Consider the following 13,851-nt stretch of genomic DNA (forward strand, 5'->3'; position numbering starts at 1 on the left):
TGCTTGCCTTTTCACCTGATTGCAACGAACGAGCGCCATGAGCCAGACCGCGACCCTTTTGGTTATCGATGACGAACCGCAGATCCGCAAATTCCTGCGCATCAGCTTGAGCTCCCAAGGCTACAAGGTGCTGGAAGCCGGCACCGGCGCTGAAGGGCTTGCCCAAGCGGCGCTGAACAAGCCCGATCTGCTGATACTTGACCTGGGCCTGCCGGACATGGACGGCCAGCAGGTGTTGCGCGAGTTTCGCCAATGGTCGACGGTGCCGGTGCTGGTGCTCTCGGTGCGGGCCAGCGAAGCGCAGAAGGTCGAGGCGCTGGACAACGGTGCCAACGATTACGTGACCAAACCGTTCGGCATCCAGGAGTTTCTCGCCCGCATCCGCGCCTTGTTGCGCCAGGCCCCGGCGGGCGAGCCACAGGAAGCCGCGCTGATGTTCGGTCCGTTGACGGTGGACCTGGCGTATCGACGGGTGCTGCTGGACGGCACCGAAGTGGCCCTGACCCGCAAGGAGTACGCGGTACTGGCGCAACTGGCGCGGCACCCGGGGCGGGTCATTACCCAGCAGCAACTGCTCAAGGACATCTGGGGCCCGACCCACACCGAAGACAGCCACTACCTGCGGATCGTGGTCGGCCACCTGCGCCAGAAACTGGCCGACGACCCGACCCGACCGCGGTTCATTGTGACCGAGGCGGGGGTGGGGTATCGGTTGTTGGGGGAGGGTGGGCTTTAGTCTTGTGTTGTCAGGGCTGCCGCCATCGCGGGCAAGCCTTGCTCCCACAGGGTTCACCGCAGATCAATGTAGGAGCGAGCTTGCTCGCGAAGAGGCCCGAACAGCCACTCGAGATCTCTCAGTTCTGGTCACTCTCATACCGATCCAAGGTATCGCTGGCAATCTCCCGCCCCAGTGCGATCAACTCCGGCGCCTTGTAGAACTCGAAGAACCGGCATACCCGTTTCGGCACGTTGATCAGCACGTCCGGCGGGTAACCGGCGATCTTGTACTGGGCGAGCGAGGTCTGCATCACTTCGAAGCTCTGGTTGATCAAGTCCAGCAACGACGCCGGGCCGACGTTGTCGATGATGAACGAACCGGTGGCGGATTTCGGTGCGCCTTCGTTCTCTGGCGAGGCGGCCGGTTGTTGGCCTTCGGGCTCGGCCGAGTCGATCCATGGGTTGATGTCGGCGGCCTCGGCCTTCAAGGCTTCCTGTTCCAGCAGCAACAACTGTTCGGCCTGTTTGCGGCGAAACGGCAGGCGCGAACCCAGGGAGCTGACCAGGGTGTCGAAGCGCCGCCGGAATGCGGCGGGGCGCTGGATGACCGGTAATTGGTATTGTTTCTGGTTGGTGGCGTTGAGGTTGACCGCGATGATCAGGTCGCAGTGGCTCGACACCACCGGCACGATCGGCAACGGGTTGAGCAGGCCGCCATCGACCAGCATGCGGTTGCCTTGCATCACCGGTGTGAACAGGCTGGGAATCGCCGCCGAGGCGCGCATTGCCTGATGCAGGCAACCTTCCTGGAACCAGATTTCCTGCTGGTTGGTCAGGTCGGTCGCGACGGCGGTGTAGGGAATGCGCAATTGCTCAATGTTGATTTCGCCGACGATCTTGCGGATCTGCCCGAAGACCTTTTCGCCACGGATCGCCCCCAGGCGAAAACTGACGTCCACCAGGCGCAGGACGTCCAGATAATCCAGGCTTTCGATCCAGTTGCGGTACTCCTCGAGCTTGCCCGCCGCATAGATCCCACCCACGACCGCCCCCATGGAACAACCGGCGATGCAGGCAATGTCGTAGCCACGTCGTTCGATTTCTTCGATCACCCCGATATGGGCATAGCCCCGGGCGCCACCCGAGCCCAATACCAATGCGACACGTTTTGTCATGACCCGGCCTCTTGTCGAACAGACTTCAACAATGCACCCATCGACGGCTTGGCTCAATCGTTGTGGCGCACGCGTCGTTATTTGACACGCCGGCGTGGCATTTGCGTATTCTCATCCACACTGAATTTACACGGTCGGGTCTTGGCACTTTTTGCCGGCGCAACCGTCTTACCAGCACGACTGTTTTCCTGACTTGAGGTGTAATCAATGAAAGCCCGGATCCGCCTGCCCTTGGTGGCATCTTTGATGGTTCTGGCCCTGGCCGGTTGCGCAGGCAAAACCGCTTACCGCGACAGTTGCGGCAGCCAGCTCGACGCCGCCTGGCGTGAACTGGACCTGGCCAAGGCCGAAGGTTTTGCCGGCACCGTCAGCTACTCCAAGGCCCTGTCCCTGCTGACAGGCGCCAAGACCCAGCAGCAATTCGAAGCGTTCGAAGGCTGTACCAAGAAAGCCGAGAAGGCGCGTTTCTACATTCGCGAATCCCGCGCCGGACGATAAAGGCAGCGACAAGCAATCAACTGCAAGCTACAAGGGAAGGATGCCAAATCGTTTTTCACTTGTAGCTTGCGGCTTGACGCTCAACGCTGTGTACGGAGTACGTCCATGATCGATCGGCTGGTTGCCCGGATACTGGGCCTGGAAGTCCGCCTGTTGGCCTGTCAGGCCCGCTTGAATGCCCATACCGACAGCGAAGCGCTGCATGACCTGCGCACCACGATACGCCGTTTGCGCAGCCTGCTTCGTCCATTGCGTGGATTGCCCGGCGTCGAACAGCTGGAAACGGCTGCTTCTGCGGTCGGCACCCTGACCACGCCCTTGCGCGATCGGGAAGTGTTGGCCGCTTACCTGGAGCAGCATGGCCAGGTCGCGGCGGCGCGGCACCGTCAGGTGCAAATGGTCCAGGCCTATCCCGCCGTGGCCGCGAGTGTTGAACTGGCGCAGTTGTTGATGATCCTCGATGCCTTCCCGCGCTTCATTCGCGCGGCCCAGCGTGAGGGGCTGCTGAAGGGCTTGCGCAAACGCATCGAAAAGCGCCTGGACAAACAGTGGAAAAAACTCGGCGAAGCCCTGTGCGATCCGGCCCATGACCGTCATCGATTACGCCTGCTGATCAAGCGCGTGCGCTACGCCATCGAAGCCTATCCTGAACTCGACCGCCTGCCTGAAGCGGCCATGCCCCGGCTCAAGTCCGCCCAGGCCGCGCTGGGCGATTGGCACGATTGCTGGCAATGGCTGGCCAGGGCCAAGGAAGAAACCGACCTGCACGCTTGTGTGCCAACCTGGCACGCCACGATGGAAAAGGCCGAGGCCAAGTCCGACAAGGTGCTCGACAAGCTGATTGCCAGTTGCTTCAAGAAATCCTGAACCGAGCAAGCCCGCTCCCACAATCGATTGGGTCGAATTCAAAAACGGCGGCCTATCTGTCAGCCTCTTTGGCCGGAATGAGCCCTGTGCCGCCAGCCGGCGCTGGTTAAGATCCCTTCATCCTTTTCCCTGTTTTCGAGGTCGTCATGCGCTTTTCCGATTTGATCGATGCCGTGCGCCGGCAGCCCGGTGCGGTGACCATCGCGCCTGAGTGGGGCCAGGGGCGAGCCAGTTTTGGCGGGTTGGTGGCGGCGCTGCAATATGAGGCTATGCGTGCCCAAGTGCCGGCGGACCGCCCGGTGCGCTCGTTGGCCATCACCTTTGTCGGCCCGGTCGAACCCGACGTACCTGTCAGTTTCGAAGTCGACGTATTGCGTGAAGGCAAGGCTGTGAGCCAGGTGCTGGGGCGTGCGGTGCAGAACGGCCAAGTGGTGACCGTGGTGCAAGGCAGTTTCGGCGCGTCGCGCTCATCCGTGGTGTCGGTGCAGGCCGATCCAGCACCAGAATTCAAAAGCGTGGAGCAATGCCAGGAACTGCCTTACGTCAAAGGTGCGACGCCGGAATTCATGCGTCACCTGGCGATGCGCTGGAGCGTTGGCGGCTTGCCATTCAGCGGCAACAAGTCCCGGAGCATGGGCGGCTGGGTACGCTTGCGCGGTGATGTGCAGGAGGAGGCGCTGAACGAAAGTCATATCCTGGCCTTGGTGGACGCCTGGCCGCCGGCCTTGCTGCCTCATCTTTCGCAAATGGCCCCGGGCAGCACGCTCACGTGGACCATCGAGTTCGTCCAGCCGCTGCTGGAACTCACGACACTGGACTGGTGCAAGTACCTGGCCGAGATCGAACATGCCCAGGACGGCTACGGCCATGTCGCCGCGAAGTTCTGGAGCGCCGATGGCCGCTTGATCGCCCTGAGCCGGCAGACGGTCACTATTTTCGGCTAAGGCTCTCGGTGACAATGGCGCTGCAGCCCGAGTGCCGCGAGCAGGCCGATGATGCCGATGGCGACATCGCCCAGGCTCAAGCTGAACACCCCCGACACAATCAGCAGAAACGCGATGATGAACAGCGGCACGGCAATCAGGTGCAACACCAGGTTGGTGGGATGCCGATGATTGTCTGGGTAGGCGCGCCATTGCCAGGCCGGAAGATTGGGGTGACGTTTGCCCATGATGCTGTTTCCTTGAACGAAATCGAATAACCCAAGGATAGGTCCGGGCGGGCGGGGCGGCGAATGGCGGTTGGCTATCGAAGCGATAGGTGGCCATACAGTTTTGCTGTTGTGCAAAGGTGCTTGCTCCCGCTGGCCTCTGTAGGAGCTGCCGAAGGCTGCGATCTTTTGATCTTTCGCCTGAGATTCAAGGGTCTGGGGAAAGATCGCAGCCTCGTTGCACTCGTCAGCTCCTACAGCGCGGCCCGGCGGGAGCAATCTCTGGCCACAGAAGCCCCCGGCGGTCCAGCGCTCTACAGTTTCAACTGCCCGATCGCCTTGCTCAACTCGCCCGCCAACGTTGCCAGTTCATCGCTGGTGGTGGCTGAGTCGACGGTCTGGCGCACGGTGTTCTCGGTCACGTCGCGAATGCTTACCACTGCCCGGTTCATTTCCTCGGCGACATGGCTTTGCTGCTCGGCCGCGACAGCGATCTGGGTGTTGCTCTCGCGCATTTGCGCTACCGCAGCGGTGATCTGTGCCAACGCGTCGCCGGCCTCGCGGGCCTGTTGCACGCAATCGTCGGCCTTGAGCGAACTCTCCTGCATGAAGTCCACCGCGTCGCGGGTCCCGGCCTGCAGGGCCGAAATCATGGAGGTAATTTCGTCCGTAGAGGTCTGCACCCGCTTGGCCAGGTTGCGCACCTCGTCGGCCACCACGGCAAAGCCCCGGCCCATTTCCCCGGCCCGCGCCGCTTCGATAGCCGCGTTCAGGGCCAGCAGGTTGGTTTGCTCGGCGATGCTGTGGATCACACTGACCACGCCATTGATCTTCTGGCTGTCTTCGGCCAGGCGCTGGATCATTTCGGCGGTCTGCTGCACACCCGAAGACAACCCGGTGATCGACTGTTGCACCCGACCGACCACTTCCTGACCGTTGCCGGCCAGGGTATCGGCGGTTTTCGACAGGTCGCGGGTGGCGCCGGCGTGCTGGGCGATGTGATAAACCGTGGCGGACATTTCGTTGATCGCCGTGGCCGCCTGATCGGTTTCGCTTTGCTGGCCGAGCATGCCGTGGCGCACATCGTTCATGCTCGATGCCAGGCGCGCGGCACCACTGTCCAACTGCCGGGCGGTGCTGGCAACGGTGTCGACGACCCGTTGATAACCGGCCTGCATGGCGTTGAACGCCGCCGCCATCTGGCCCACTTCGTCCCGGCAGGCCAGGGGCACGCGGGCGGCCAGGTCGCCGGTTTTTTCCACGTGCAGCATTACGTCTTTGAGCGTATTGAGCTGGCTGAGCAAGAAACGGATCAACAACTGGGATGCGCCCAGCATCGCCAGCATCAACACGAACACGGCCACGGCATATTGGCTGAAGCGTTCACCGAACACTTGGCTCAGGCTCACACCTTGGGCCAACACGGCGAGTTGTTGGCCGTCACCTCGACGGATCACTTGGGCACCCAGCAGCGGGTCGTCGCCAAACAGCAATCCGGTGTCGAGTGCGACCCAGCCGTTGGCCTGGGCCAGCGAAGGCAACGGTTGTTCATTGAGAACGGGAACCTGGTCGCGCTGCAATGCCAGGAGATGGTCGACCTTGGGCAAGGGCGTTCCGGCAGGCCAGGCATCCAGCAGGCGAGCCTGGGCTTGCGCGTTTGCCTGGGCCGCATGGTTGCGCGACTGCTGTTCGAGGTGCACTGCGTAGAGCACCAGCAGCAAGGTGGTGACAAAGGCGACCGCATTGACCGCCCAGAATTTGTATTTCAGCGAGATATTGCTAAGCCAGGCACCCATGGAAGGTCTTCTCTGATAGCGGAAACAGCATTGGCAAGGTGCCATTATTTTGCCGCTATTCAGGTGGCGGGATTTTGATATGGGTCAACAGACAACATCGATCCCGGGGGTTTTTGATGTGGACCCACAGACAACCCGCTCCCACAGGGATGTGTGTTTATTCGCAAATGGCGGGCAAACCAAAAAACGCCCGGGCGCACTTGGTGCTGTGGGCTGCCAGGTCGTCCTGGCTTTCGCCCCGGTGCAAGGCCACTTCGCGCAAGACTTCCGTCAGGTAGGCCGGTTCGTTGCGGCCATTCTTGGGTTTGGGGCGTAGTGTGCGAGGCAGCAGGTACGGTGCGTCGCTTTCGAGCATCAGCCGACCACGGGGGATCTCGCGCACCAACGGGTGCAGGTGCGTCCCCCGGCGTTCGTCGCAGATCCAGCCAGTGATGCCAATGTGCAGGTCCAGGTCCAGGTAGCTGAACAGCGCCTTTTTTTCACCGGTAAAGCAGTGCACCACGGCCGCCGGCAACTGATCGCGAAAATCCCGGAGGATGTCCAGCAAGCGCTGGTCGGCATCGCGTTCATGCAGGAATACCGGCAATTGTAATTGGACTGCCAGGGCGAGGTGTTCCTCCAGGACTTTTACCTGTTGCGGTCGAGGGGAGAAGTCCCGATTGAAATCCAGCCCGCATTCGCCCACCGCGCGCACGCGGCTGTGCATCAGCAGATCCTTGAGGTGCCGGGCGCTGTCGGCGGTCCATTCGCTGGCGCTGTGGGGGTGAATGCCGGCGGTGGAAAACAGCCGCTCACCCGTGTCGTCGAGGCGTTGGCACAGCTCCAGGGCCTGTTCGCTGCCCTCGATACTGGTGCCGGTCAAGACCAGTTGGCAGACGCCGGATTCATAGGCGCGCTCAAGCACCGCCTGATGTTTGTCGGCGAAACTGGGGTTGGTCAGGTTGACGCCGATATCGATGAGTTGCATGGTGCTACCTCGACCCAAAGGCCGGAAAGCATATCAGAGCTGTAGATTTATAAGAAAAGCCAAGAACTACAACGAGTTGAGGCTGTCTGTTAAGGCCGCGAGACACATCGGGTTGGTATAAAAGCCGTCACTGTGCCAGTCTTCCGCACTTTTTCAGCGCCCCAGGCGCTCTGTTTCTGTCGACTCAGCCTCGTTTTTCAAGGGGGGCGGTCCACAGTATTGCTTCCGGAGAGTGGATGACACGTCCCCAGGTATTACTACTGTTGTGTTGTTCGCTGTTGTTGCCAATGCCGGCCGAGGCGCGGCTGCCTGGGCCCGTGCAGACGGTGGCGCCGGTCACGGTGCGCGACCTGGCGCAAATCCGCAGCAGTCGCGTGTTGAAGGTTTTGGTCAACCAGAGCCGCAACAGCTCCGGTGAAGTTCAGGGCCAGCCCATTGGCGTCGAATACCATCGGCTGCGAGCCTTCGAGCAATACCTCAACGGCCACGCCCGGGATGGCCAGGAAATCACCCTCAAAATCATTCCCATGGCCAAGGACCAACTGCTCGGCGCCTTGCAGCGCGGGGAAGGCGACCTCGTGGCGCCGGGTGAGTTGCTCGACCCCCAGGCCGGCCATGCGGTCGGCGCCAGCGATCCGGTTCGTACCGACGTGCCGTTGCTGCTGGTGGGTATCAAGGGCGAGAAGCGCTACACGCGCGTGGAGCAACTTTCCGGCAAGACCCTGGCCTTGCCCAGCGGCAGCGCGGCGGGGGACGCCGTGAGCCAGATCAACCAGAAACTGGCGCTGCTCAAGCTGCCGCCGGTGAAGGTCGAATGGGTCGATCCCACCCTGGCTGTGGAGGATGTCCTGGAAATGGTCCAGGGCGGGATTTTTCATTTGACCATCGTCGAACAGCCCATCGCCGAGCGCTGGGGCAAGATCCTGCCCAAGTTGCGCTTGGACCGTCAGGTGCAGATCGGCGAGCCGGGTGACGAGTATTGGTTCGTTCGTCGTGATGCCGCCATGTTGCGGGCGAGCATCGACCGATTCCTGGTGACCTACAAAGTGCCTTCCAACCAGGACGCGGCATTCCTGCGCATCTATCGGCGTTTGTACCGGGTCCATTATCCGTTGGCCCGGGCCAATCGCCAACGCCTTGAGAAACTGCGTCCGGTGCTGCAAAAACATGCCGATGCCCAAGGCATGGACTGGCTCAACCTGGCGGCGCTGGCTTTCAAGGAATCGGCCCTGCAACCCAACGCCCGCAGCGGTGCAGGTCCCACCGGCCTGATGCAGATCACCCCGGCGGCGGCTCAGCGGGTCGGGGTCGCTAACATCCAGAACCTGGATGCCAATGTGCAGGCCGGCGCCAAGTACCTGGCCCTTATCCGTCGAAAATTCTTTGCCAGCCCCAAGCTCAACGAGCGCGAGCGCATGGCCTTCGTCCTGGCCGCCTACAACATGGGCCCCGAACGCGTCCAGGGCATGCGAGCCGAGGCCCGGCGGCGAGGACTGAACCCCAACCAATGGTTTTTCCAGGTCGAGCGCATTGCCATGGAGCAGGTGGGAATGGGCGCGGTCAGCTACGTTAATAGTGTCAATAAGTATTACTTGGCCTTTGATCGTGAACGAGAGTCGCTGGAGCCTGGAAGTCAGAAGGTTGCCGAGCGAAAATAATCGATAATTTCGATTTGTATCTCGCATTTTTTGCGCTTTTGGTACAAGTTTTTTTGATTAATATAGCGACCAACAACCACACACCTTGGGATGAACCCGCATGAGCTCGTTGATCAATAAAGTCTTGTTTACCCGCGCCGGCTACGGCCTGACGGTCCTGCGCATTGTCGTCGGCATTATTTTCGCCGCCCACGGCTCGCAGAAACTCTTCGGCCTGTTTGGTGGCTACGGCCTGGCAGGCACGGCACAGTGGATGGAAAGCATCGGCCTGACCCCGGGCTACGTGATGGCGACACTGGCGGGCGGTACGGAGTTTTTCGCCGGGCTGGCGCTGATCATCGGCTTGTTGGCGCGTCCTGCGGCACTGGGCCTGGCCTTCCTGTCGCTGGTGGCGATTTTCTCCGTGCACATCGGTAACGGCTTGTTCATGGCCAACAACGGTTATGAGTTTGCCTTGGCGTTGCTGGCGGGCAGTATTGCCGTGCTGATCGAGGGGGCGGGCAAGCTGTCGGTCGATCGCGCCATTGCGGGTTGATTGCTCGATTTTGAATTCGAGGCCCGTCTTGTACGTAATGCTGTTCACTTAGGAAAAACGGCGCTTCTTTCAGAAATGGGAAGCGCCGTTTTTTTGAGGTTTTTTTTGGAAAAATCTATTCGCCTTTTTCCGGATGGATCGTGTGTATATCCGTTGCTGCGGCAACGGATATACACACCAACCCACGCCTCTCGGAACAGATAATCAGAAAACAGCATTACCGTCTTGTACGGGCCTTTTTATGGGGAGTGATTCTTGACACTGCCCAGTCAGCTTCTCTAGGATGCCGCTCATGCGCCGATTTAAACAGCTACTTGCGGGGCGCCAGGTGACTCAATCCAGTCGCCGATAGAAGCCGAAGACAAGGCTTCGAAATACCGCTAAAGCGCTGGTTCGGTGTTGCCTCTCACCTGCCATGCAGACTTTTGAGGCAGAGACACGACACGATGAACGCACCCAGCCCCCTAGTACGTCTTGCGCCGATCACGGCGAACCTTGTCCAACGTAATCCGAAAATTCTCCTGGGCGGGGCCCACCAGCCAACGCTCTTGCGCTATCTCGACGGCTGGCCGCGTCGCAATCATGGGCCCGCTGCTTTCCTGATCCAGTTTGTCGAAGACTGCGAGTCACTGGCGCGTTTCGCCAATGACAGTTTCGACCTGGCCGTCATCCAGTCCCCCAGCGGGGCGGACGCTCCTGAAATGATCCGGCAGTTGACCCGTGTCGCCCGGCAGGGATTGATCACGCGCCGCTGAGGCACGGATTACGGATACGCGATGTCCACGATGTAGACCCGTTTCTCGCCGGTAGGCGTCTGGACGCTGACTTCGGCGTCCAGGGCCTTGCCGATCAGGGCTCGTGCCAACGGTGAGTCGATACTGATCAGGTTCTGCTTCAGGTCCAGCTCGTCCGGGCCGACGATGCGATAGCGTGACTCCTTGCCATCCTCATCTTCGACCGTCACCCAGGCACCGAAGTACACCTTGTTCGGATCGCTGGGTTTTTCACTGACCACTTTAAGCGCCTCGAGGCGCTTGGTAAGGAAACGCACGCGACTGTCGATTTCCCGGAGCATTTTCTTGCCGTAGGTGTATTCGGCGTTTTCCGAGCGATCACCCTGGGCCGCCGCCTCGCTGACCGCCTGGGTCACCTGGGGACGGCGCACATGCCACAGCTCATGGAATTCAGCGCGCATCCGCGCTTCACCCTCGGGGGTGATCAGCGCGGTGCCGGCGGTGCGGGGTGGGCGATAACGGCTCATGGCGACTTCTTGTAATAGCGAAGCCGGGAGTCTATCAACCCTCGCGCAATACTGTCAGCGGGCTGGCATTGAGCGCTCGACGGGTGCCAAACACACCGGCCGTACCGATCAACAAGGCCCCCAGCAGTGGCAATGCCAGCAGCCATGGATGCGGATGCCAGGGCAGGTCGAAGGCGTACCGGTAAAGCACCAGGCTCACCAGCTCCGACCCCAGGGCCGCGAGCAGGCCACTGACCGCGCCCAGCAGGCCGAACTCGATGCGCCGGGCCTTGACCAGCAGGGGCCGTTCGGCGCCCAGTGCACGCAATAGCGCGCCTTGGCGAATGCGCTCGTCGAGGGTTGCCTGCAGGCCGGAAAACAACACCGCCATCCCCGCAGCCAGCACGAACAGCAACACATACTCCACCGCCAGGGTCACCTGGGCCAGGATGCTGCGCAGTTGCTCGAGCAGGGCCTCGACTTGCAGGATCGTCACCGCCGGAAAGGCCCGGGACAGGTCGACGATCTGTTGGTCGTGCCCCGATGCCAGGTAGAAACTGGTGAGATAAGTGGCCGGCAGATCCTTCAAGGTGCCGGGCTGGAAAATCATGAAGAAGTTGGGCTGGAAATTGTCCCAGTTGATCTCCCGCAGGCTGGTGACCTTCGCTTCACGGTTGACGCCGCCCACGCTGAACACCAGGCGATCGCCCAGCTTGATCTTGAGGTTCTCGGCCACTTTGCCTTCCACCGAGACCCCGGGGATATCATCCGGTGGCTGCTGCGGCCACCAGGTCCCTGCGGTGACGATATTGCCCGCCGGCAGGTCCGCGGCCCAGGTCAGGCTCAGGTCACGTTGCAGCGCCCGGTCACCCGCCGAGTCCTTGGTGACGAACTCTGTGGCCGGTTCGCCATTGATGCTGATGAGGCGTCCGGGCACCACGGGGTAGAGCGGGGCCGATTGCGCCGACAGTGCCAGCAGCTTGTCGGTGAAGGCCTGCTTGTCGTTGGGCAGGATGTTCAGGGCGAAATAGTTCGGGGCGTTTTTGGGCAACTGGTTTTGCCAGGTGTCCAGCAATTCACCACGTAATAGCGCGATCAGCGCCATGGACAACAGGATCAGGCCGAACGCCAGGGCCTGTCCGGCCGCCGCCAAGGGATGACGCAGCAATTGGCCCAGGCCCAGCCGCCAGGGCAGGGAAGCGCGGGCCAGCAGTCGACGCAGGCTCTGGAGCAGCAGCAACAACAGGCCGCCAAGCACCAGGGCGGCCACGACGCCACCACCCAGCAGGGCGAAAGTGAGGACCAGGTCCAGGCTCAGGCGCCACATGATCAGGCCCAGGGCGCCCAGCGCGGCACCGTAGATCACCCAGGAGCTGGAGGGGATCGGCAGCATGTCCCGGCGCAGCACGCGCAATGGCGGTACCCGACCCAGTGCAGCCAGTGGCGGCAGGGCGAACCCCGCCAGGGCCACCAGCCCGGTGCCGATCCCGGCGATCGCTGGCAGCAGGCCACCCGGCGGAACGGTGCTGGGCAGCAGGTCATGCAGCAGGGCGAACAGGCCCAGTTGGGCGATCCAGCCGAGCAGGGCGCCACTGATGCTGGCGAGCAGGCCCAGCACCGTCAATTGCAGGCTGAACAGCATCATGGTTTCCCGACGTGACAGGCCCAGGCAGCGCAGCAGCGCGCTGGCATCGAAACGTCGGGTGGCAAAGCGGTTGGCCGAGAGCGCGACGGCGACACCGGACAGCAACACTGCCACCAGGCTGGCCATGTTCAGGTAGCGTTCGGCCTTGCCCAGGGCGCCACCGATCTGCCGGTTGCCGTCGCGGGCATCCTGCAGGCGCTGGTTGGCTTCAAGGCCAGGCTTGACCAGGTCGCGGTAGGTTTGCAGCGCCGATGCCGGGCCACGCCACAGGTCGCGATAGCTGACACGGCTGCCCGGCTGGACCACGCCGGTGGCCTCCAGGTCCTTGAGGTTGATCAGCACCCGCGGGGTGAGGCTGTAGAAGTTGCCGGCGCGATCGGGCTCATAAGTCAGCACGCGGCTCAGGCGCAAGGTCTGGTTGCCGACGTCGATGCTGTCGCCGATCTTCAGGTCCAGTGCCGTCAGCAGCCGTGCTTCGACCCAGGCCTCGCCAGGGTTCGGACGTCCGCCGATTTCTTCCGGGGCGAACGGGGTTGGGGTGCTTTTCAGCTCGCCGCGCAATGGGTAGCTGTCATCGGCCGCCTTGACGCTGGACAGTTGGATGCCATTGTCGGTGGCCACGACGCTGGAGAACTCCACCACCCGAGCATGTTCCAGGCCCAGTTCGGTGCCGCTGCGGATCTGCTCCGGGCGGGCGGGGGAGCTGCCTTCGAGCAGCAGGTCGGCACCGAGGAACTCGGTAGCGCGCATCATCATCGCGCCGTTGAGACGGGCACCGAAGTAACCGATGGCCGTACTTGCCGCCACCGCCACCAGCAGGGCGAAGAACAACACCCGCAACTCACCGGCGCGGGCATCGCGAAGCAATTGACGGACAGCGAGACTGAAAAGGCGCAACAGCGGCAAGCGTGCCATCAAGGCTCCAGAGGGGCGACCATCTCGCCGGCTTCAAGTCGGATCAGGCGCCGGCAGCGATGGGCCAGGCGTTCATCATGGGTCACCAGCACCAGGGTCGTGCCGCGTTCCTTGTTCAATTCGAACAGCAGGTCGCTGATGCGCTCGCCGGTGTGGCTGTCGAGGTTGCCGGTGGGTTCGTCGGCAAACAGCACGTCGGGTTCGGCGGCAAAGGCGCGGGCAATCGCCACGCGTTGCTGTTCGCCGCCGGAGAGCTGGCGCGGCGAGTGAGTCAGGCGCTGGCCCAGGCCGACGCGCTCCAACAATTGCGTGGCGCGTTCGCGGGCATCCTTGCGCCCGTCCAGTTCCAGCGGCAGCATGACGTTTTCCAGTGCATTGAGGCTGTCGAGCAACTGGAACGACTGGAAGACGAAACCGACATGCTCGGCGCGGATCCGCGCACGCTGGTCTTCATCCAGTGTGCTGAGGGCCTGGCCGGCGAGCGTCACCTCGCCGCTGCTGGGCAGGTCGAGGCCGGCCAGCAGGCCCAGGAGGGTGGATTTGCCGGAACCGGACGCGCCGACGATGGCCAGGCTATCGCCTTTGTTCAGTTCCAGGCTGAGTTCGTGCAGGATGGTCAGTTCACCTTCCGCGCTGGAGACCACTTTGCTAAGGTCCGTCGCGGTGAGAATGCTTGAGCCCATGGAGA

The 13,851-nt window shown here is 62.0% G+C and carries 13 protein-coding genes and 1 pseudogene; 7 read left to right on the top strand and 7 right to left on the bottom strand.

Annotated elements, in window-relative coordinates:
• Positions 1–37: 37 nt before the first annotated feature.
• Complete coding sequence (locus tag GFU70_RS08365) at positions 38–736, top strand: response regulator (protein WP_058543672.1); 699 nt, start codon at positions 38–40, stop codon at positions 734–736.
• A gap of 118 nt (positions 737–854) precedes the next feature.
• On the opposite strand, the gene GFU70_RS08370 is transcribed toward GFU70_RS08365, so the two are convergent.
• Entirely contained in the window at positions 855–1,892 is a 1,038-nt protein-coding gene (locus GFU70_RS08370) for a patatin-like phospholipase family protein (RefSeq protein WP_058543671.1), read from the bottom strand.
• A gap of 207 nt (positions 1,893–2,099) precedes the next feature.
• Here GFU70_RS08370 and GFU70_RS08375 point away from each other — a divergent pair, with 207 nt between their 5' ends.
• The 3 genes from GFU70_RS08375 to GFU70_RS08385 all read left to right on the top strand — a co-directional run bounded on the left by GFU70_RS08375 (position 2,100) and on the right by GFU70_RS08385 (position 4,201).
• Positions 2,100–2,390, top strand: a complete 291-nt coding sequence (locus tag GFU70_RS08375; RefSeq protein ID WP_058543670.1) for a hypothetical protein — start codon at positions 2,100–2,102, stop codon at positions 2,388–2,390.
• Between the two features lie 105 nt (positions 2,391–2,495).
• The gene (locus tag GFU70_RS08380; RefSeq protein WP_058543669.1) at positions 2,496–3,257 is read left to right on the top strand and encodes a CHAD domain-containing protein; all 762 of its coding nucleotides are present in this window, start codon (positions 2,496–2,498) and stop codon (positions 3,255–3,257) included.
• A gap of 146 nt (positions 3,258–3,403) precedes the next feature.
• Positions 3,404–4,201 carry an acyl-CoA thioesterase gene (locus GFU70_RS08385; RefSeq protein ID WP_058543668.1) on the top strand — a complete coding sequence of 266 codons (798 nt, stop codon included), beginning with the start codon at positions 3,404–3,406 and terminating at the stop codon, positions 4,199–4,201.
• Between the two features lie 8 nt (positions 4,202–4,209).
• Here the strand turns inward: GFU70_RS08385 and GFU70_RS08390 are convergent.
• The 3 genes and pseudogenes from GFU70_RS08390 to GFU70_RS08400 all read right to left on the bottom strand — a co-directional run.
• Positions 4,210–4,428 (bottom strand): annotated as a pseudogene (locus tag GFU70_RS08390) (terminase); the annotation flags it as partial.
• Positions 4,429–4,721: 293 nt separating this feature from the next.
• Positions 4,722–6,203 (bottom strand): methyl-accepting chemotaxis protein, encoded by a 1,482-nt coding sequence (locus GFU70_RS08395; RefSeq protein ID WP_153387861.1) that lies wholly within the window; start codon positions 6,201–6,203, stop codon positions 4,722–4,724.
• A 157-nt stretch (positions 6,204–6,360) separates the two neighbouring features.
• On the bottom strand, positions 6,361–7,170 hold the full coding sequence (locus tag GFU70_RS08400) for a TatD family hydrolase (protein WP_153387862.1): 810 nt from the start codon (positions 7,168–7,170) through the stop codon (positions 6,361–6,363).
• Positions 7,171–7,406: 236 nt separating this feature from the next.
• Here GFU70_RS08400 and GFU70_RS08405 point away from each other — a divergent pair, with 236 nt between their 5' ends.
• The 3 genes from GFU70_RS08405 (at position 7,407) to GFU70_RS08415 (ending at position 10,118) form a co-directional block, all read left to right on the top strand.
• Positions 7,407–8,828, top strand: a complete 1,422-nt coding sequence (locus tag GFU70_RS08405; protein ID WP_153387863.1) for a transglycosylase SLT domain-containing protein — start codon at positions 7,407–7,409, stop codon at positions 8,826–8,828.
• A gap of 100 nt (positions 8,829–8,928) precedes the next feature.
• Positions 8,929–9,363 (top strand): DoxX family protein, encoded by a 435-nt coding sequence (locus GFU70_RS08410; protein WP_018603042.1) that lies wholly within the window; start codon positions 8,929–8,931, stop codon positions 9,361–9,363.
• Positions 9,364–9,809: 446 nt separating this feature from the next.
• Positions 9,810–10,118, top strand: a complete 309-nt coding sequence (locus tag GFU70_RS08415) for a hypothetical protein (protein WP_058543665.1) — start codon at positions 9,810–9,812, stop codon at positions 10,116–10,118.
• Positions 10,119–10,126: 8 nt separating this feature from the next.
• Here GFU70_RS08415 and greB read toward each other — a convergent pair whose 3' ends face one another.
• The 3 genes from greB to GFU70_RS08430 are packed head-to-tail and all read right to left on the bottom strand — an operon-like array spanning position 10,127 to position 13,846.
• Positions 10,127–10,624 (bottom strand): transcription elongation factor GreB, encoded by a 498-nt coding sequence (gene greB, locus GFU70_RS08420; RefSeq protein ID WP_003199337.1) that lies wholly within the window; start codon positions 10,622–10,624, stop codon positions 10,127–10,129.
• Positions 10,625–10,658: 34 nt separating this feature from the next.
• The gene (locus GFU70_RS08425; RefSeq protein ID WP_153387864.1) at positions 10,659–13,163 is read right to left on the bottom strand and encodes an ABC transporter permease; all 2,505 of its coding nucleotides are present in this window, start codon (positions 13,161–13,163) and stop codon (positions 10,659–10,661) included.
• Positions 13,163–13,846 carry an ABC transporter ATP-binding protein gene (locus tag GFU70_RS08430; RefSeq protein WP_058543663.1) on the bottom strand — a complete coding sequence of 228 codons (684 nt, stop codon included), beginning with the start codon at positions 13,844–13,846 and terminating at the stop codon, positions 13,163–13,165. The genes GFU70_RS08425 and GFU70_RS08430 overlap by 1 nt, the downstream gene beginning before the upstream one ends.
• Between the last annotated feature and the right edge of the window lie 5 nt (positions 13,847–13,851).

This window comes from Pseudomonas brassicacearum (assembly GCF_009601685.2).
Classification (GTDB): Bacteria; Pseudomonadota; Gammaproteobacteria; order Pseudomonadales; family Pseudomonadaceae; genus Aquipseudomonas; species Aquipseudomonas kilonensis_B.

What these genes read in the sequence shown, in the direction of transcription:
- GFU70_RS08365 (WP_058543672.1), top strand. Translation starts at nt 38, where the DNA reads ATGAGCCAGACCGCGACCCTTTTGGTTATCGATGACGAACCGCAGATC.
- GFU70_RS08370 (WP_058543671.1), bottom strand. Translation starts at nt 1,892, where the DNA reads ATGACAAAACGTGTCGCATTGGTATTGGGCTCGGGTGGCGCCCGGGGC.
- GFU70_RS08375 (WP_058543670.1), top strand. Translation starts at nt 2,100, where the DNA reads ATGAAAGCCCGGATCCGCCTGCCCTTGGTGGCATCTTTGATGGTTCTG.
- GFU70_RS08380 (WP_058543669.1), top strand. Translation starts at nt 2,496, where the DNA reads ATGATCGATCGGCTGGTTGCCCGGATACTGGGCCTGGAAGTCCGCCTG.
- GFU70_RS08385 (WP_058543668.1), top strand. Translation starts at nt 3,404, where the DNA reads ATGCGCTTTTCCGATTTGATCGATGCCGTGCGCCGGCAGCCCGGTGCG.
- GFU70_RS08395 (WP_153387861.1), bottom strand. Translation starts at nt 6,203, where the DNA reads ATGGGTGCCTGGCTTAGCAATATCTCGCTGAAATACAAATTCTGGGCG.
- GFU70_RS08400 (WP_153387862.1), bottom strand. Translation starts at nt 7,170, where the DNA reads ATGCAACTCATCGATATCGGCGTCAACCTGACCAACCCCAGTTTCGCC.
- GFU70_RS08405 (WP_153387863.1), top strand. Translation starts at nt 7,407, where the DNA reads ATGACACGTCCCCAGGTATTACTACTGTTGTGTTGTTCGCTGTTGTTG.
- GFU70_RS08410 (WP_018603042.1), top strand. Translation starts at nt 8,929, where the DNA reads ATGAGCTCGTTGATCAATAAAGTCTTGTTTACCCGCGCCGGCTACGGC.
- GFU70_RS08415 (WP_058543665.1), top strand. Translation starts at nt 9,810, where the DNA reads ATGAACGCACCCAGCCCCCTAGTACGTCTTGCGCCGATCACGGCGAAC.
- greB (WP_003199337.1), bottom strand. Translation starts at nt 10,624, where the DNA reads ATGAGCCGTTATCGCCCACCCCGCACCGCCGGCACCGCGCTGATCACC.
- GFU70_RS08425 (WP_153387864.1), bottom strand. Translation starts at nt 13,163, where the DNA reads ATGGCACGCTTGCCGCTGTTGCGCCTTTTCAGTCTCGCTGTCCGTCAA.
- GFU70_RS08430 (WP_058543663.1), bottom strand. Translation starts at nt 13,846, where the DNA reads ATGGGCTCAAGCATTCTCACCGCGACGGACCTTAGCAAAGTGGTCTCC.